The following is a 17860-nucleotide window of genomic DNA, read 5'->3' on the forward strand; positions in this document are numbered from 1 at the left end:
CACATGGGACTCGAAGAAAAGCTGCCGAGCGGATTCCTGCTGACCACCGTCGAGCAGGCCGCGGGCTGGGTGCGCAAGGCGTCCGTCTTCCCGGCCACGTTCGGGCTGGCCTGCTGCGCCATCGAAATGATGACCACCGGCGCCGGCCGCTACGACCTGGCGCGCTTCGGCATGGAGGTCTTCCGCGGTTCGCCCCGCCAGGCGGACCTGATGATCGTGGCCGGCCGGGTGAGCCAGAAGATGGCGCCGGTGCTGCGCCAGGTCTACGACCAGATGCCGAACCCCAAGTGGGTGATCTCCATGGGGGTCTGCGCCTCCTCGGGCGGCATGTTCAACAACTACGCGATCGTCCAGGGCGTCGACCACATCGTGCCGGTCGACATCTATCTGCCCGGCTGCCCGCCACGGCCCGAGATGCTGATGGACGCCATCCTCAAGCTGCACCAGAAGATCCAGTCCTCCAAGCTCGGCGTGAACGCCGAGGAAGCGGCCCGCGAGGCGGAGGAAGCGGCGCTCAAGGCCCTGCCCACGATCGAGATGAAGGGGCTGCTGCGGTGAGCGACGCGAACGGCACCAACGGGGTCAACCCGGAGAAGGATCTCGGGGCCTCGAACCTCCCCGGCCAGCGCGGCGAGGGCGGTGAGGAGATCCGCGTCCAGCGCGGCATGTTCGGCGCCAACAACGGCGGCGACACTTCCGGCTACGGCGGCCTGGTCCGCTCGGTCCGCCTCCCGGGACCGGCGGCCCGCCCCTACGGGGGCTGGTTCGACGAGGTCGCCGACGAACTGGAGGGCGCCCTGGAGGAGCAAGGACTCCTCCCGGACAACGCGATCGAGAAGACGGTCGTCGACCGCGGCGAACTCACCTTCCACATCGAGCGCGAACACCTGCTGCGCGTCGCCCGCACCCTGCGCGACGACCCCGCCCTGCGCTTCGAGCTGTGTACCGGCGTCAGTGGCGTCCACTACCCGCACGACAAGGGCCGCGAGCTGCACGCCGTCTACCACCTGCGCTCGATCACCCACAACCGGCTGATCCGCCTCGAAGTCAGCGCCCCGGACGCCGACCCGAAGATCCCGTCCCTGGTCTCCGTCTATCCCACCAACGACTGGCACGAGCGCGAGACCTACGACTTCTTCGGGATCGTCTTCGACGGTCATCCGGCCCTGACGCGGATCATGATGCCGGACGACTGGCAGGGCCATCCGCAGCGCAAGGACTACCCCCTCGGCGGCATCCCCGTCGAGTACAAGGGCGCCCAGATCCCGGCTCCGGACCAGCGGAGGTCGTACTCGTGAGCACTTCGCAAGCCTCTCCTCGCGAGACCACTGAAGGCACCGTCTACACGGTCACCGGTGGCGACTGGGACGAGATCGTCCAGTCCGCGGCCCGTGCCGACGACGAGCGCATCGTTGTCAACATGGGGCCCCAGCACCCCTCCACCCATGGAGTGCTCCGTCTGATCCTGGAGATCGACGGCGAGACGGTCACCGAGGCCCGCTGCGGCATCGGCTACCTCCACACCGGCATCGAGAAGAACCTCGAGTTCCGAACGTGGACGCAGGGCACCACGTTCGTGACGCGGATGGACTATCTGACGTCCTTCTTCAACGAGACCGCCTACTGCCTCGCCGTCGAGAAACTCCTCGGCATCGAGGACCAGATCACCGAGCGAGCCAAGATCATCCGGGTGCTCCTGATGGAGCTGAACCGGCTCTCCTCGCATCTGGTGTGCATCGCCACCGGCGGCATGGAACTCGGCGCCACCACGATCATGATCTACGGATTCCGTGATCGTGAAATGATTCTCGACATCTACGAGCTCATCACGGGCCTCAGGATGAACCACGCCTACATCCGGCCCGGCGGACTCGCGCAGGACCTGCCGCCCGGCGCGGTGGACCACATCCGCGAGTTCGTGAAGAAGATGAAGAAGAACCTCCCGGAGTACGACAAGCTCGCCACCGGGAACCCCATCTTCAAGGCCCGTATGCAGGACGTCGGCTATCTCGACCTGGCCGGTTGCATGGCCCTCGGCGCCACCGGCCCGATCCTGCGCTCCACCGGTCTGCCGCACGACCTGCGCAAGACGCAGCCGTACTGCGACTACGAGACATACGACTTCGACGTCCCGACCGCCGACACCTGCGACTCCTACGGGCGCTTCCTGATCCGCCTGGAGGAGATGCGCCAGTCCCTCAGGATCGTCGAGCAGTGCCTGGACCGGCTGCAGCCGGGACCGGTCATGGTCGCCGACAAGAAGATCGCCTGGCCCGCCCAGCTCGCCCTGGGACCGGACGGGCTCGGCAACTCCCTCGACCACATCAAGAAGATCATGGGCACCTCCATGGAGGCCCTGATCCACCACTTCAAGCTGGTCACCGAGGGCTTCCGCGTCCCGCCGGGACAGGCGTACGCGGCCGTCGAGTCGCCCAAGGGCGAACTCGGAGTGCACGCCGTGTCCGACGGCGGCACCCGCCCCTTCCGGGTCCACTTCCGTGACCCGTCCTTCACCAACCTGCAGGCCATGGCGGCGATGTGCGAGGGCGGCCAGGTCGCCGACGTCATCGTCGCCGTCGCATCCATCGACCCCGTGATGGGAGGCGTCGACCGGTGACCACCAGTTCTTCGGAGCGGGGCGTCAGCCTGGGCATGCCCGAACTGCCCGCGCCCGCCTACCCGGACGACGTCCGAGCCCGGCTCGAGGCGGACGCGCGCGAGGTGATCGCCCGCTACCCCGACTCCCGGTCCGCGCTCCTGCCGTTGCTGCATCTCGTGCAGGCGGAGGAGGGCCATGTCACGCGCACCGGGATGCAGTTCTGCGCGGATGTGCTGAACCTGACCACGGCCGAGGTCACCGCCGTCGCGACCTTCTACACGATGTACCGGCGCAAGCCGAGCGGTGACTACCAGGTGGGCGTCTGCACCAACACGCTGTGTGCGGTGATGGGCGGTGACGCGATCTTCGAGGAGCTCCAGGAGCACCTCGGCGTCGGCAACGGCGAGACCACCGACGACGGCAAGGTCACCCTGGAGCACATCGAGTGCAACGCGGCCTGCGACTTCGCGCCGGTGGTGATGGTCAACTGGGAGTTCTTCGACAACCAGACCCCGGCCAGCGCCAAGCGCCTCGTCGACGATCTCCGCGCGGGACGGGACGTCGAGCCCACGCGCGGGGCGCGCCTTTGCACCTTCAAGGACACCGCGCGGATGCTGGCCGGCTTCCCCGACGAGCGGCCAGGGGCCGTCGAGGAGAGCGGCAGTGCGGGACCGGCGTCGCTGGTGGGCCTTCGCCTGGCAAGGGGAGAGGCCGCACCCGCGCGCGTGGTCCATCCGCGGGACGGCGGCCCGCACGAGGACGAGCCGCAGGACAGGGAAGTGCACGAGCCGTCGCCGACCGAGCACCTCAGCTCACACGATGCGCCACAGGACACGTCGGCCTCCGACCCGGCCCACCCGGCAGGGCCTGCCGCCGAGGAGGGGGAGTGATGACCTTGGCACCCGAACTCAGGAACAACAGCCCCGAGAAGCTGCTCGCACCCGTGTTGTCGGCCTTCTGGGACGAGGACCGGTCCTGGACGCTGGACGTCTACCGAAGGCACGAGGGATACGAGGGGCTCCGCAAGGCGCTCGCGATGTCCCCGGACGACCTGATCGCGTACGTCAAGGACTCCGGGCTGCGCGGCCGTGGCGGCGCGGGATTCCCGACGGGAATGAAATGGCAGTTCATTCCCCAGGGTGATGGAAAGCCGCACTATCTAGTTGTCAACGCCGACGAGTCGGAGCCGGGGACGTGCAAGGACATCCCGCTCCTCTTCGCGAACCCGCACAGCCTCATCGAGGGCATCGTCATCGCGTGTTATGCCATCAGGTCTTCGCATGCCTTCATCTATCTGCGTGGTGAAGTCGTCCCCGTATTGCGGCGGTTGCACGAGGCCGTGCGCGAGGCCTACGCGGCCGGCTACCTCGGCGAGAACATCCTGGGCAGCGGGCTGAACCTCCAGCTCACCGTGCACGCCGGCGCCGGCGCGTACATCTGCGGTGAGGAGACCGCACTGCTCGACTCGCTCGAAGGCCGCCGGGGTCAACCGCGGCTCCGTCCCCCCTTCCCTGCGGTGGCGGGCCTCTATGCGTGCCCGACTGTTGTGAACAACGTCGAGTCGATCGCGTCGGTTCCCGCAATCCTGAACCGGGGCAAAGAATGGTTCCGATCGATGGGCAGTGAGAAGTCCCCCGGCTTCACGCTCTACTCGCTCAGCGGCCATGTCGCGAGTCCCGGCCAGTACGAGGCCCCGCTCGGCATCACACTCCGCCAGCTCCTTGAGATGAGCGGCGGCATGCGGCCGGGCCACCGTCTCAAGTTCTGGACACCGGGCGGCTCTTCGACGCCGATGTTCACCGACGAGCACCTCGACGTACCCCTCGACTACGAGGGGGTGGGCGCCGCCGGGTCCATGCTCGGCACCAAGGCCCTGCAGTGCTTCGACGAGACGACCTGCGTCGTGCGCGCCGTCACCCGCTGGACCGAGTTCTACGCCCATGAGTCCTGCGGCAAGTGCACACCGTGCCGCGAAGGGACTTACTGGCTCGTGCAGCTGCTGCGCGACATCGAGGCCGGCAAGGGCGTGATGTCCGACCTCGACAAGCTGAACGACATCGCCGACAACATCAACGGCAAGTCGTTCTGCGCCCTCGGCGACGGCGCCGCCTCGCCGATCTTCTCCTCGCTGAAGTACTTCCGCGAGGAGTACGAGCAGCACATCACGGGCCGCGGCTGCCCCTTCGACCCGGCCAAGTCGACGGCCTGGGCCGACCGCACGGAGGTGAACGCATGACCGTGACCACCAGCGCTCCCACGGGTGGGGGAGAGGCGGCGGTCCCGCCGGAGGATCTCGTCTCGCTGACGATCGACGGCGCCGAGATCAGCGTGCCCAAGGGCACCCTGGTCATCCGGGCCGCCGAGCAGCTCGGCATCGAGATCCCCCGGTTCTGCGACCATCCCCTACTCGACCCGGCCGGTGCCTGCCGGCAGTGCATCGTCGAGGTCGAGGGCCAGCGCAAGCCCATGGCCTCCTGCACCATCACCTGCACCGACGGCATGGTGGTGAAGACGCACCTCACCTCGCCGGTCGCCGAGAAGGCCCAGCACGGTGTGATGGAGCTCCTCCTCATCAACCACCCGCTGGACTGCCCGGTCTGCGACAAGGGCGGCGAGTGCCCGCTGCAGAACCAGGCCATGTCGCACGGGCAGGCCGAGTCGCGCTTCGAGGGCAAGAAGCGGACGTACGAGAAGCCCGTGCCGATCTCCACGCAGGTGCTGCTCGACCGTGAGCGGTGCGTGCTGTGCGCCCGTTGCACCCGCTTCTCCAACCAGATCGCGGGCGACCCGATGATCGAGCTGGTCGAGCGGGGCGCCCTGCAGCAGGTCGGCACCGGCGAGGGCGACCCCTTCGAGTCGTACTTCTCCGGCAACACCATCCAGATCTGCCCGGTCGGCGCGCTGACCTCGGCGGCCTACCGCTTCCGCTCCCGGCCCTTCGACCTCGTGTCCTCGCCGAGCGTGTGCGAGCACTGCTCCGGCGGCTGCGCCACCCGCACCGACCACCGGCGCGGCAAGGTCATGCGGCGGCTGGCCGCCAACGACCCCGAGGTCAACGAGGAGTGGATCTGCGACAAGGGGCGCTTCGCGTTCCGTTACGCACAGCAGCGGGACCGGCTCCAGACACCCCTCGTACGGAACGCGGAGGGTGACCTCGAACCGGCCTCCTGGCCGGAGGCGCTGCAGATCGCCGCTCAGGGACTGCTCGCCTCCCGCGGCAGGACCGGCGTCCTGACCGGCGGCCGCCTCACGATTGAGGACGCCTACGCGTACAGCAAGTTCGCGCGCGTGGCCCTCGACACGAACGACATCGACTTCCGCGCGCGCGTGCACGGCAGCGAGGAAGCCGACTTCCTCGCTGCGAGGATCGCCGGACGCGGACGTGATCTCGACGGTACGGGCGTCACGTACACCTCTCTGGAGAAGGCGCCCGCCGTTCTGCTGGTCGGGTTCGAGGCCGAGGAGGAGGCGCCCGGCGTCTTCCTGCGGCTGCGCAAGGCCTGGCGCGGGCACGGCCAGAAGGTGTTCTCGCTCGCCACGCACACCACGCGCGGCCTGGAGAAGGCCGGTGGCACGCTGCTGCCGGCCGCCCCGGGCACCGAGACCGAGTGGCTGGACGCACTCGCGAGCGGCGTCGGACTGGAGGACGGTGGGGCCAGTGCGGCCGAGGCGCTGCGCGCCGAGGGCGCGGTGATCGTCGTCGGCGAGCGGCTGGCCGCCGTGGCAGGCGGACTCACCGCAGCCGCACGGGCCGCCTCCGCGACCGGCGCCCGGCTGGTGTGGATCCCGCGGCGGGCCGGTGAGCGCGGCGCCCTGGAGGCGGGCGCGCTGCCCTCGCTGCTGCCGGGCGGACGTCCGGCCACCGATCCACGCGCGCGTGAGGAGGTCGCCGCGGCCTGGGGCCTCGCCGAACTCCCGCACCGCTACGGCCGCGACACCAGCCAGATCGTCGAGGCCGCGGCAACCGGCGAGCTGCAGGCACTGCTGGTGGCGGGCGTCGAGGTCGCCGACCTGCCGGACCCGGCACGCGCGCGTGAAGCACTGCAGGAGGCCGGATTCGTGGTGTCGCTGGAGCTGCGCCCCAGTGAGGTCACCGAACGCGCGGACGTCGTCCTTCCCGTCGCCGCGGTCGCCGAGAAGGCCGGCACCTTCCTCAACTGGGAAGGCCGGGTGCGGTTCTTCGAGGCCGCGCTCAAGCCGGACCAGATGACCCGCCGTCTCGCGCCCACCGACGCGCGCGTGCTGCAGATGCTGGCCGACGCCATGGACGTCCACCTGGGTCTGCCGGATCTGCGCACCGTACGCGCGGAGATCGACCGGCTCGGCCCCTGGGACGGCCCCCGGGCCACGGAACCCTTGGAAACCGCGGCCCCGCTGCCGCGGCCCGCCGCCGGTGAAGCCGTACTGGCCGGGCACCGGCTGCTGCTCGACCAGGGGCTTCTCCAGGAGGGCGACGAAGCGCTCGCCGGTACCCGGCACGCCGCGCATGCGCGCGTGTCGGCCGCGACCGCCGCCGAGGCGGGAGTCAAGGACGGCGACACCATCGCCGTGACCGGTCCCTCCGGAGCGGTCGAACTGCCGCTGCGGGTCGCGGAGATGCCCGACCGGGTGGTCTGGCTCCCGCTGAACTCCGCAGGCGGGGGCGTCGCCTCCGACACCGGGGCGCTGCCCGGCGCTCTCGTCCGTATCGGCCCGGCGACGCTCGTCGGCGAGGCCCCCGAGGAGGTGGAGGCATGAGCCCGTACCTCGCCGCTGAAGACCTCTCGATGTTCGGCCGCGACCCCTGGTGGCTGGTCGTCATCAAGGCCGTCTTCTGCTTCGCCTTCCTGATGGTGACCGTGCTGTTCTCCATCGTCTGGGAGCGCAAGGTCGTCGCCTGGATGCAGCTGCGCATCGGCCCGAACCGGCACGGCCCCTGGGGCATGCTCCAGTCGCTCGCCGACGGCATCAAACTGATGCTCAAGGAAGACGTCATCGTCAAACGCGCGGACAAGGTCGTCTACGTCCTCGCACCGATCGTCGCGGCCATCCCGGCCTTCATGGCGATCGCGGTGATCCCCTTCGGCCCGGCCGACAACGAGATCTCCATCTTCGGCACCCGCACCACGATGCAGCTGACCGACCTACCGATCGCGATGCTGTACATCCTCGCGGTCGCCTCGGTCGGCATCTACGGCATCGTGCTGGCGGGCTGGAGTTCCGGATCCACCTATCCGCTCCTCGGCGGCCTGCGCTCCTGTGCACAGATGATCTCGTACGAGATCGCCATGGGCGCCGCCTTCGCCTCCGTGTTCCTCTACTCGGGGTCGATGTCGACGTCGACGATCGTCGAGCAGCAGCACGACCGCTGGTACATCGTCCTGCTGCCGGTCTCCTTCATCCTCTACATCGTCACGATGGTCGGCGAGACCAACCGCGCCCCCTTCGACATGCCGGAGTCCGAGGGCGACCTGGTCGGCGGCTTCAACACCGAGTACTCGTCGATCAAGTTCGCGATGTTCATGCTCGCCGAGTACGTGAACATGGTGACGGTCTCGGCCGTGTCGACCACGCTCTTCCTCGGCGGCTGGCGCGCCCCCTGGCCGATCAGCACCTTCTGGGAGGGCGCCAACCACGGCTGGTGGCCGCTGCTCTGGTTCGTGATCAAGGTGCAGCTGCTGCTGTTCTTCTTCATCTGGCTGCGCGGCACGCTGCCGCGGGTCCGCTACGACCAGCTGATGAAACTCGGCTGGAAGGTCCTCATCCCGGTCTCCGTGGTCTGGCTGATGCTGGTCGCGACCGTCCGGGCCCTCAGGAACGAGCACTACGACTTCGCCGACATCGCCCTCTACATCGGCGGCGGCGTCCTCGCCCTGCTGCTTCTGTCCTTCGTCGCCGACATCTTCCGCGACAAGGGCGGGAAAGCCGAGCAGCCTGCCGAACAGGCCGCCGGATTCGACCCGATGGCGGGCGGATTCCCCGTACCGCCACTGCCGGGACAGGAGCTGCCGCCGGTGCCGAGGCGCAGTCCGCGCCGCGAGCGAGAGCTGATTGTCAGTGGTGGGTCGGATACTGCCAGTGACGGATCTTCGGATGGAAAGGAGGCGTCCGATGGCTGAGGAGCCCAAGGAGACCGAGCAGTTGAAGCCCGGCTTCATGAACCCCGTCGCAGGCTTCGGCGTGACCTTCAAGGCCATGTTCAAGAAGCGGCTGACCGAGCAGTACCCGGAGCAGAAGAAGACCACGGCTCCGCGGTTCCACGGGCGGCACCAGCTCAACCGCCATCCGGACGGCCTGGAGAAGTGCGTCGGCTGCGAGCTGTGCGCCTGGGCCTGCCCCGCCGACGCCATCTATGTGGAGGGCGCCGACAACACGGACGAGGAGCGCTACTCGCCGGGCGAGCGGTACGGGCGCGTGTACCAGATCAACTACGCCCGCTGCATCCTGTGCGGCCTGTGTATCGAGGCGTGCCCCACACGCGCGCTCACGATGACCAACGAGTTCGAACTCGCGGACAGCAGCCGCGCCAACCTCATCTACACCAAGGAGCAGCTGCTGGCCGGCCTCGAAGAGGGCATGGTCGACAGCCCGCACGCCATCTACCCGGGGATGGACGAGCAGGACTACTACCGGGGGCTCGTCACCGAGGCCGCGCCCGGCACCGAGCGCCAGGTGGCCGTCTCCAAGGGCGAGGTCGTCCAGGAGGCCGCCTCCACCTTCGGTGAGGAAGAGCCCGCCTCGAAGAAGGTGATCGGTCGATGAGCGCGCAACTCGCCGCCTACTCCACCTCCACCGGAGAGGCCTTCCAGTTCTGGGTCCTCGGCACCGTCGCCGTGATCGGCGCCCTGGCGACCGTCCTCATGAAGAGGGCCGTGCACAGCGCGCTCTCGCTCGCCGGCACCATGATCATCCTGGCGATCTTCTACCTGGCCAACGGCGCCTACTTCCTGGGCATCGTGCAGATCGTCGTCTACACCGGCGCGATCATGATGCTGTTCCTGTTCGTGGTGATGCTCGTCGGTGTGACGGCCGCGGACTCCCTGCAGGAGACCATCAAGGGCCAGCGCTGGCTGGCCCTTCTGTGCGGGCTCGGCTTCGGCATCCTGCTGCTCGCCGGGATCGGCAACGCCTCCCTCAAGGACTTCAACGGCCTGGGCGAGGCGAACGCGAACGGCAATGTGGAGGGCCTCGCGGCCCTCATCTTCACCAAGTACGTCTTCGCCTTCGAAATCACCGGCGCCCTGCTGATCACGGCCGCGGTCGGCGCCATGGTGCTCACCCACCGCGAGCGCACCGAACGTGCCAAGACCCAGCGCGAGCTGTCCGAACAGCGCGTCCGGGAAGGCAAGTACGTGCCGCCGCTGCCGGCGCCCGGCGTGTACGCCCGGCACAACGCGGTGGACATCGCGGGCCTGCTGCCCGACGGCACCCCGTCCGAGCTCACGGTCAGCAAGACGCTGCGTGAACGCGGCCAGATCCGTGACGTGTCGGCCGAGGCGCTCAACGACCTGCGGGCGCTGGAGCAGCGCGCTCAGGAGCGCCTGGAGCGGACCGCGATCGATCCGGCGAACCTCAAGCGGGCCGAGGAGGCGTCGAAGTGAACCCGGTCAACTACCTGTATCTCGCCGCGCTGTTGTTCACGATCGGTGCCACCGGCGTACTGATCAGGCGCAATGCGATCGTCGTGTTCATGTGCATCGAGCTCATGCTCAACGCCTGCAACCTCGCGTTCGTCACCTTCTCCCGGATGCACGGCAATCTCGACGGCCAGGTCATCGCCTTCTTCACGATGGTCGTGGCCGCCGCGGAGGTCGTGGTCGGCCTCGCGATCATCGTGTCCCTGTTCCGTTCCCGCCACTCGGCCTCGGTCGACGACGCCAGCCTGATGAAGCTCTGAGGGGTCGCTGAATCGTGGAGAACCTGATTGCGCTGCTGGTGGCGGCGCCACTGCTCGGAGCGGCCGTACTGCTGTGCGGTGGTCGGCGGCTCGATGCCGTCGGCCACTGGATCGGCACGGTCCTCGCCGGCGCCTCCTTCGTCATCGGCGTCGTCCTCTTCGCCGACCTGCTCGGCAAGGACGCCGAACACCGGACCCTGATGCAGCACCTGTTCAGCTGGGTCCCGGTCCAGGGCTTCCAGGCGGACGTCGCCTTCCGCCTCGACCAGTTGTCGATGACGTTCGTCCTGCTGATCACCGGTGTCGGCTCGCTGATCCACCTGTACTCGGTCGGGTACATGGAGCACGACGAGCGCCGCCGCCGCTTCTTCGGCTATCTGAACCTGTTCCTCGCGGCGATGCTGCTGCTCGTCCTCGCCGACAACTACCTGCTGCTGTACGTCGGTTGGGAGGGCGTCGGCCTCGCCTCCTACCTGCTGATCGGCTTCTGGCAGCACAAGCCCAGCGCGGCGACCGCGGCGAAGAAGGCATTCCTGGTCAACCGCGTCGGCGACATGGGCCTGTCCATCGCCATCATGCTGATGTTCACGACGTTCGGGACCTTCGCCTTCGGGCCGGTCTTCAGTCACGTCGGAGACACCTCCGAGGGCAAGCTGACGGCCATCGCCCTGATGCTCCTGCTCGCCGCCTGCGGCAAGTCCGCCCAGGTGCCGCTGCAGTCCTGGCTCGGGGACGCGATGGAGGGCCCGACCCCGGTCTCGGCCCTCATCCACGCCGCGACCATGGTGACCGCCGGCGTCTACCTCATCGTCCGCTCCGGAGCGATCTTCAACGCCGCGCCCGACGCACAGCTGGCGGTCACCGTGGTCGGTGCCGTCACGCTCCTGTTCGGTGCGATCGTCGGTTGCGCGAAGGACGACATCAAGAAGGCGCTGGCCGGCTCGACCATGTCGCAGATCGGCTACATGGTGCTGGCGGCGGGCCTCGGCCCCATCGGCTACGTCTTCGCGATCATGCACCTGGTGACGCACGGCTTCTTCAAGGCCGGGCTCTTCCTCGGCGCCGGATCGGTCATGCACGGCATGAACGACGAGGTCGACATGCGCAAGTACGGCGGCCTGCGCAAGTACATGCCGGTCACCTTCATCACCTTCGGCCTCGGCTACCTCGCCATCATCGGCTTCCCGGGCCTGTCCGGCTTCTTCTCCAAGGACAAGATCATCGAGGCGGCCTTCGCGAAGGGCGGCACCGAGGGCTGGATCCTCGGCGGCGCGGCCCTGCTGGGCGCGGCCATCACCGCGTTCTACATGACGCGCGTGATGCTGATGACGTTCTTCGGCGAGGAGCGCTGGCGCAACCAGCCCACTCGCTCCCCGGAGGCGCCGAGCGCGGAGCCCGCCGCCGAGCACCACGGCGAACACGCGGAACCGCACCCTCACGAGTCCCCGAAGGTCATGACGATCCCCATGATCGTGCTGGCCGTCGGCTCGGTCTTCGGTGGCGCGTTCTTCAGCATCGGCGACCGCTTCCTGCACTGGCTGGAGCCGATCACCGGCCACAGCGAGGGCAACTCCCCGCTCAGCGCGGCGGCGGTCACCGGCGGGACGATGGTCTGCCTGCTCATCGGCGTCGGCATTGCGTACGCCATGTACGGCCGCCGCCCGGTCCCGTCCGTCGCCCCCCGCGGATCGCTGCTCACCCGGGCCGCCCGGCGCGATCTGCTGCAGGACGACTTCAACCACGTCGTCCTGGTCCGCGGCGGCGAACACCTCACACGGTCCCTGGTGTACGTCGACCACACCCTGGTCGACGGCGTCGTCAACGGCACGGCGGCCTCGGTCGGCGGCCTGTCCGGGCGTATGCGCAAGCTGCAGAACGGCTTCGCGCGGTCGTACGCGGTCTCGATGTTCGGTGGTGCGGCGCTCCTCATCGCCGCGACCCTGCTGATGAGGGCGGTCTGATACCGATGTCCTTTCCTCTGCTGACAGCGACGGCGGTGCTCCCGGCGATCGGGGCCATCGCCACGGCCGCCGTGCCGGCCGCGCAGCGCACTGCCGCCAAATGGCTGGCGCTGATCGTCTCGCTCGCCACACTCGTCCTGGCGATCGTCGTCCTGGTCCGCTTCGACCCGGACGGCGGCCGATACCAGCTCACCGAATCCCACGCCTGGATCAAGGACTTCGGGGTCAGGTACGAGCTGGGCGTCGACGGCATCGCAGTGGCGCTCATCGCGCTGACCGCGCTGCTGATCCCGTTCATCATCCTCGCGGGCTGGCACGACGCCGACCCGCTGGAGACAGGCAGCAAGCGGTGGCGGCCGACGCAGGGCTTCTTCGCCCTGATCCTCGGCGTCGAGGCGATGGTGATCATCTCCTTCGAGGCCACCGACGTCTTCCTCTTCTACATCTTCTTCGAAGCCATGCTGATCCCGATGTACTTCCTCATCGGCGGCTTCGGGGACCGTGCCCACGAGCACGGCGAGGAGGCAGCGTCGACGCAGCGGTCGTACGCGGCCGTGAAGTTCCTCCTCTACAACCTGGTCGGCGGTCTGATCATGCTGGCCGCCGTGATCGGCCTGTACGTGGTGGCCGGGAACTTCAGCCTCCAGGAGATCGCGCAGGCCCGCGCCAACGGCTCGCTGCACATGGCGACCAACACCGAACGCTGGCTGTTCCTCGGCTTCTTCTTCGCCTTCGCGGTGAAGGCGCCGCTGTGGCCGCTGCACACCTGGCTGCCCAACGCCATGCAGGAGGCCACCGCCCCGGTCGCCGTCCTCATCACGGCGGTCGTCGACAAGGTGGGCACCTTCGCGATGCTCCGCTTCTGCCTCCAGCTCTTTCCGGAGGCCAGCAAGTGGGCGACGCCCGCCATCCTCGTCCTCGCCCTGATCAGCATCATCTACGGGGCGCTGCTCGCCGTCGGGCAGCGGGACATCAAGCGGCTGGTGGCGTACGCGTCGATCTCCCACTTCGGGTTCATCATCCTGGGCATCTTCGCGATGACCAGCCAGGGTCAGTCCGGAGCGACGCTCTACATGGTCAACCACGGCATCTCCACCGCCGCGTTGATGCTGGTGGCGGGCTTCCTGATCTCGCGGCGCGGCTCGCGGCTCATCGCCGACTACGGCGGTGTCCAGAAGGTCGCCCCGGTCCTCGCCGGCACGTTCCTGATCGGGGGCCTGGCCACCCTGTCGCTCCCCGGTCTCGCGCCGTTCGTGAGTGAGTTCCTGGTCCTGGTCGGCACGTTCACGCGCTACCCCGCGATCGGGGTCATCGCCACCTTCGGCATCGTGCTCGCCGCGCTCTACACCCTCGTCCTCTACCAGCGGACGATGACCGGCCCCGTGAAACAGGAGGTCTCGGCGATGCCCGACCTCAGGGCACGCGAACTCGTGGTCGTCGCCCCCCTGATCGTGTTGCTGATCTTCCTGGGCGTCTACCCGAAGCCGGTCACCGACATCGTCAACCCGGCGGTGAAGTCGACCTTGTCCGACGTACACAAGAAGGACCCCAAGCCTGAGGTGGAGGCGGTGGCCAAGTGAGCGCAGCAGCCGTCCACAGCCTGTGGACAACCGCGGCAACCGCGGCCGATCCGATCTCGAAGATCCCCGCACCGAAGATCGAATACGGGCAATTGTCGCCCACCTTGATCGTCGTCGGCGCGGCGATCGTCGGGGTGCTGATCGAGGCCTTCGTGCCGCGCAAGTCCCGTTACTGCGCCCAGGTGTTCGTTTCCGCCGTCGCGCTCGTCGCCGCCTTCGCGGCGGTCGTGGCGCTCGCGGCCGACGGATACGGCACCACCAAGGCGCACATCGCGGCGATGGGCGCCATCGCGGTCGACGGACCGTCCCTGTTCCTGCAGGGCACGATCCTGCTGTCCGGTCTGGTCGGCCTGTTCACCTTCGCCGAGCGGCGCCTGGACCCCGAGGCACACGGCAACCGCGTCGACTCGTTCGCCGCGCAGGCCGCGTCCGTGCCGGGCAGCGACAGCGAAAAGGCAGCCGTGAAGGCCGGATTCACCACCACAGAGGTCTTCCCGCTGCTGCTGTTCGCAGTCTCGGGCATGCTGGTCTTCCCGTCCGCCAACGACCTGCTGACCCTGTTCGTGGCCCTGGAGGTCTTCTCGCTGCCGCTGTACCTGCTGTGCGCCCTGGCCCGCCGCAAGCGGCTCATGTCGCAGGAAGCCGCGGTGAAGTACTTCCTGCTCGGCGCGTTCGCCTCCGCGTTCACGCTGTTCGGCATCGCGCTGCTCTACGGCTACGCGGGCTCCGTGTCGTACGCGGCGATCGCGCATGTCGTCGACGGTTCGGTCACGAACGTCGACCCGGCGCTCGCCAACACGATGGGCAACGACGCGCTGCTGCTCGTCGGCGGCGCGATGATCGTCATGGGGCTGCTGTTCAAGGTCGGCGCCATCCCGTTCCACATGTGGACCCCGGATGTCTACCAGGGCGCACCGACCCCGGTGACCGGGTTCATGGCGGCGGCGACGAAGGTGGCCGCGTTCGGTGCGCTGCTCCGGCTGCTCTACGTCGTCCTGCCCGGCCTGCGCTGGGACTGGCGGCCGGTCATGTGGGCCGTCGCGATCGTCACCATGCTCGGCGGTGCGATCGTCGCGATCACGCAGACCGACATCAAGCGGCTGCTGGCGTACTCGTCGATCGCACACGCCGGATTCATCCTCGCGGGTGTCATCGCCACATCGAAGGACGGTGTCTCCTCCGTCCTCTTCTACCTGGGCGCGTACTCCTTCGTGACCATCGGCGCCTTCGCGGTGGTGACACTGGTGCGTGACGCGGGCGGCGAGGCGACGCATCTCTCCAAGTGGGCCGGGCTCGGCAGGCGCTCGCCCCTGGTGGCGGCCGTGTTCGCGGTCTTCCTGCTGGCCTTCGCCGGCATCCCGCTGACCTCCGGCTTCGCCGGGAAGTTCGCCGTGTTCAAGGCGGCGGCGGAGGGCGGGGCGGCCCCGCTGGTCGTGATCGGTGTGATCTCGTCCGCGGTCGCGGCCTTCTTCTACATCCGCGTGATCGTGCTGATGTTCTTCAGTGAGCCACGGCCCGAGGGCCCGACGGTCGCTGTGCCGTCGCCGCTGACCATGGCCGCGATCGGGTTCGGCGTCGTGGTCACGCTGGTGCTCGGTGTGGCACCGCAGTACTTCCTGGACCTGGCGAGCCAGGCGGGAGTGTTCGTGCGCTGATCTGCACGGACCTGGATTGCGCGGGCGTGGGCCCCGGTTCTCGAACAGGAACCGGGGCCCACACTGCCGTAAGCAGGGGCCCGGGCCTGTGGATAACTCTTGGGCTGTCAGTGCGGGCCCCTATCGTGGAGGCAGTGGTCGAGGGACGACGTACGGGGGACGGAACTATGGGTGGGATGGGCGGGATCAGCGAGATGCCAGGGGTGACCGAGAGCGAGGCGCTGGCCACGCTTCACCGGGTCTTCGGCTACGAGGCCTTCCGCGGCGAGCAGGAAGCCGTCATCGAGCATGTGGTGACCGGCGGGGACGCCGTGGTGCTCATGCCCACCGGCGGCGGCAAGTCGCTGTGCTACCAGATCCCGGCCCTGGTCAGACCCGGTACAGGCATCGTGATCTCGCCCCTCATCGCGCTGATGCAGGACCAGGTGGACGCGCTGCGTGCGCTCGGTGTGCGCGCCGGGTTCATGAACTCCACGCAGGACTTCGACGAGCGCAGGGTCGTCGAGGCCGAATACCTCGCCGGTGAGCTGGACCTGCTGTACCTCGCACCGGAGCGACTGCGCCTCGACTCGACGCTGGACCTCCTCTCCCGTGGCAAGATCGCGGTCTTCGCGATCGACGAGGCACACTGCGTGTCCCAATGGGGCCACGACTTCCGCCCCGACTATCTCTCCCTGTCCCTCCTCGGCGAGCGCTGGCCGGACGTCCCACGGATCGCGCTCACGGCCACGGCCACGCACGCCACGCACCAGGAGATCACCCAGCGGCTCCACATGCCGACGGCCCGGCACTTCGTCGCGAGCTTCGACCGGCCCAACATCCAGTACCGGATCGTGCCCAAGGCCGACCCCAAGAAGCAGCTGCTGAGCTTCCTGCGGCAGGAGCACGACGGGGACGCGGGCATCGTGTACTGCCTGTCCCGCAAGTCGGTGGAGTCGACGGCGGAGTTCCTGTCGCGCAACGGCATCGAAGCGGTGCCCTACCACGCAGGCCTGGACGCAGGCACGCGCGCGGCCCACCAGTCCCGTTTCCTGCGGGAGGAGGGCCTGGTCGTGGTCGCGACCATCGCCTTCGGCATGGGCATCGACAAGCCGGACGTCCGGTTCGTCGCCCACCTCGACCTGCCGAAGTCGGTCGAGGGCTACTACCAGGAGACGGGTCGCGCCGGCCGGGACGGACTGCCGTCGACGGCCTGGATGGCCTACGGCCTCAACGACGTCATACAGCAGCGCAAACTGATCCAGTCCGGCGAGGGCGACGAGGCGTTCCGGCGCCGGGCCGCCGCCCACCTCGACTCGATGCTGGCGCTGTGCGAGACCGCCCAGTGCCGGCGCGGCCAGCTGCTCGCCTACTTCGGCCAGGACCCCGACCCTGCCGGCTGCGGCAACTGCGACACCTGCCTGGTCCCGCCGGAGACCTGGGACGGCACGGTCGCCGCCCAGAAAGTCCTGTCGACGGTGGTCCGGCTGCAGCGCGAACGGGGGCAGAAGTTCGGCGCCGTCCAGATCGTCGACATCCTGCTCGGCAAGCGCACGGCCAAGGTGATCCAGTTCGACCACGACCAGCTGTCCGTGTTCGGCATCGGCGAGGAGCTCGAAGAGGGCGAATGGCGGGGCGTCGTACGGCAGTTGCTGGCGCAGGGGCTGCTCGCGGTCGAGGGGGAGTACGGCACGCTGGTGTTGACCGAGGCCAGCGGGTCGGTGCTCCGGCGCGAGCGGGAGGTACCACTGCGCAAGGAGCCGAAGAAGCCGGCGACCTCGCGCTCGGCATCGGGTTCCTCTGGCAGGGGCGAGCGCAAGGCCAAGGCCGCGGCGGCCGAGCTGCCCGAAGAACTTCAGCCCGCGTTCGAGGCACTGCGCGCCTGGCGCGCCGAGCAGGCCCGCGAACAGGGCGTCCCGGCGTACGTCATCTTCCACGACGCCACGCTCCGCGAGATCACCGCCACCTGGCCGACTTCGGTGACGCAACTCGGTGGCATCAGCGGGGTCGGTGAGAAGAAGCTGGCGACGTACGGGGAAGGGGTGCTGGAGGTGCTGGCCTCACTGGGCGGCGCACCACACACCGCTCCCGCCGGGGATGCCGGTGCAGACGCCGAGGACGACTGGCCCGAGATGGACGCGGAGCCGGAACCGGACTGGATATAGAGGCGGGCCGGCTGGTCGGCGCCGGGCCGCGGCGGAGGGCACGTC

Annotated in this window: 14 protein-coding genes; all 14 read left to right on the forward strand. The window is 68.6% G+C overall.

The window, feature by feature from the left end; all coding sequences use genetic code 11:
• Positions 1 to 3 precede the first annotated feature (3 nt).
• Positions 4 to 558: an NADH-quinone oxidoreductase subunit B family protein gene (locus AB0N07_RS10035; protein WP_007383964.1), complete on the forward strand. Its 555-nt coding sequence runs from the start codon at positions 4 to 6 to the stop codon at positions 556 to 558.
• Entirely contained in the window at positions 555 to 1298 is a 744-nt protein-coding gene (locus tag AB0N07_RS10040; protein WP_365833750.1) for an NADH-quinone oxidoreductase subunit C, read from the forward strand. Before AB0N07_RS10035 ends, AB0N07_RS10040 begins: the two co-directional genes overlap by 4 nt.
• Positions 1295 to 2617 (forward strand): NADH-quinone oxidoreductase subunit D, encoded by a 1323-nt coding sequence (locus AB0N07_RS10045; RefSeq protein ID WP_365833751.1) that lies wholly within the window; start codon positions 1295 to 1297, stop codon positions 2615 to 2617. The genes AB0N07_RS10040 and AB0N07_RS10045 overlap by 4 nt, the downstream gene beginning before the upstream one ends.
• Positions 2614 to 3489: an NADH-quinone oxidoreductase subunit NuoE gene (gene nuoE, locus AB0N07_RS10050; protein ID WP_365833752.1), complete on the forward strand. Its 876-nt coding sequence runs from the start codon at positions 2614 to 2616 to the stop codon at positions 3487 to 3489. The genes AB0N07_RS10045 and nuoE overlap by 4 nt, the downstream gene beginning before the upstream one ends.
• Positions 3486 to 4835 carry an NADH-quinone oxidoreductase subunit NuoF gene (gene nuoF / locus AB0N07_RS10055; RefSeq protein ID WP_365833753.1) on the forward strand — a complete coding sequence of 450 codons (1350 nt, stop codon included), beginning with the start codon at positions 3486 to 3488 and terminating at the stop codon, positions 4833 to 4835. Before nuoE ends, nuoF begins: the two co-directional genes overlap by 4 nt.
• Positions 4832 to 7336 carry an NADH-quinone oxidoreductase subunit G gene (locus tag AB0N07_RS10060; RefSeq protein WP_365833754.1) on the forward strand — a complete coding sequence of 835 codons (2505 nt, stop codon included), beginning with the start codon at positions 4832 to 4834 and terminating at the stop codon, positions 7334 to 7336. The genes nuoF and AB0N07_RS10060 overlap by 4 nt, the downstream gene beginning before the upstream one ends.
• Positions 7333 to 8697 carry an NADH-quinone oxidoreductase subunit NuoH gene (nuoH, locus tag AB0N07_RS10065; RefSeq protein ID WP_365833755.1) on the forward strand — a complete coding sequence of 455 codons (1365 nt, stop codon included), beginning with the start codon at positions 7333 to 7335 and terminating at the stop codon, positions 8695 to 8697. The genes AB0N07_RS10060 and nuoH overlap by 4 nt, the downstream gene beginning before the upstream one ends.
• Positions 8690 to 9340, forward strand: a complete 651-nt coding sequence (gene nuoI, locus AB0N07_RS10070; protein WP_115906547.1) for an NADH-quinone oxidoreductase subunit NuoI — start codon at positions 8690 to 8692, stop codon at positions 9338 to 9340. Before nuoH ends, nuoI begins: the two co-directional genes overlap by 8 nt.
• Positions 9337 to 10179 (forward strand): NADH-quinone oxidoreductase subunit J, encoded by an 843-nt coding sequence (locus AB0N07_RS10075; RefSeq protein ID WP_365833756.1) that lies wholly within the window; start codon positions 9337 to 9339, stop codon positions 10177 to 10179. The genes nuoI and AB0N07_RS10075 overlap by 4 nt, the downstream gene beginning before the upstream one ends.
• Entirely contained in the window at positions 10176 to 10475 is a 300-nt protein-coding gene (gene nuoK / locus AB0N07_RS10080) for an NADH-quinone oxidoreductase subunit NuoK (protein WP_046585936.1), read from the forward strand. Before AB0N07_RS10075 ends, nuoK begins: the two co-directional genes overlap by 4 nt.
• 14 nt (positions 10476 to 10489) lie before the next feature.
• Positions 10490 to 12436, forward strand: coding sequence for an NADH-quinone oxidoreductase subunit L (gene nuoL, locus AB0N07_RS10085; protein ID WP_365833757.1), 1947 nt, complete (start codon positions 10490 to 10492; stop codon positions 12434 to 12436).
• Between the two features lie 5 nt (positions 12437 to 12441).
• Positions 12442 to 14016 carry an NADH-quinone oxidoreductase subunit M gene (locus AB0N07_RS10090; protein WP_365833758.1) on the forward strand — a complete coding sequence of 525 codons (1575 nt, stop codon included), beginning with the start codon at positions 12442 to 12444 and terminating at the stop codon, positions 14014 to 14016.
• Positions 14013 to 15671 carry an NADH-quinone oxidoreductase subunit NuoN gene (nuoN, locus tag AB0N07_RS10095; protein ID WP_365833759.1) on the forward strand — a complete coding sequence of 553 codons (1659 nt, stop codon included), beginning with the start codon at positions 14013 to 14015 and terminating at the stop codon, positions 15669 to 15671. The genes AB0N07_RS10090 and nuoN overlap by 4 nt, the downstream gene beginning before the upstream one ends.
• Positions 15672 to 15838: 167 nt before the next feature.
• A complete protein-coding gene (gene recQ / locus AB0N07_RS10100) occupies positions 15839 to 17815 on the forward strand; it encodes a DNA helicase RecQ (RefSeq protein WP_365833787.1) in 1977 nt (658 codons plus the stop codon).
• Positions 17816 to 17860: the final 45 nt, after the last annotated feature.

This window comes from Streptomyces sp. NPDC051172, assembly GCF_040682555.1.
Taxonomy (GTDB): Bacteria; Actinomycetota; Actinomycetes; order Streptomycetales; family Streptomycetaceae; genus Streptomyces.

What these genes read in the sequence shown, in the direction of transcription:
- AB0N07_RS10035 (WP_007383964.1), top strand. Translation starts at nt 4, where the DNA reads ATGGGACTCGAAGAAAAGCTGCCGAGCGGATTCCTGCTGACCACCGTC.
- AB0N07_RS10060 (WP_365833754.1), top strand. Translation starts at nt 4,832, where the DNA reads ATGACCGTGACCACCAGCGCTCCCACGGGTGGGGGAGAGGCGGCGGTC.
- nuoH (WP_365833755.1), top strand. Translation starts at nt 7,333, where the DNA reads ATGAGCCCGTACCTCGCCGCTGAAGACCTCTCGATGTTCGGCCGCGAC.
- nuoI (WP_115906547.1), top strand. Translation starts at nt 8,690, where the DNA reads ATGGCTGAGGAGCCCAAGGAGACCGAGCAGTTGAAGCCCGGCTTCATG.
- AB0N07_RS10075 (WP_365833756.1), top strand. Translation starts at nt 9,337, where the DNA reads ATGAGCGCGCAACTCGCCGCCTACTCCACCTCCACCGGAGAGGCCTTC.
- AB0N07_RS10090 (WP_365833758.1), top strand. Translation starts at nt 12,442, where the DNA reads ATGTCCTTTCCTCTGCTGACAGCGACGGCGGTGCTCCCGGCGATCGGG.
- recQ (WP_365833787.1), top strand. Translation starts at nt 15,839, where the DNA reads ATGGGTGGGATGGGCGGGATCAGCGAGATGCCAGGGGTGACCGAGAGC.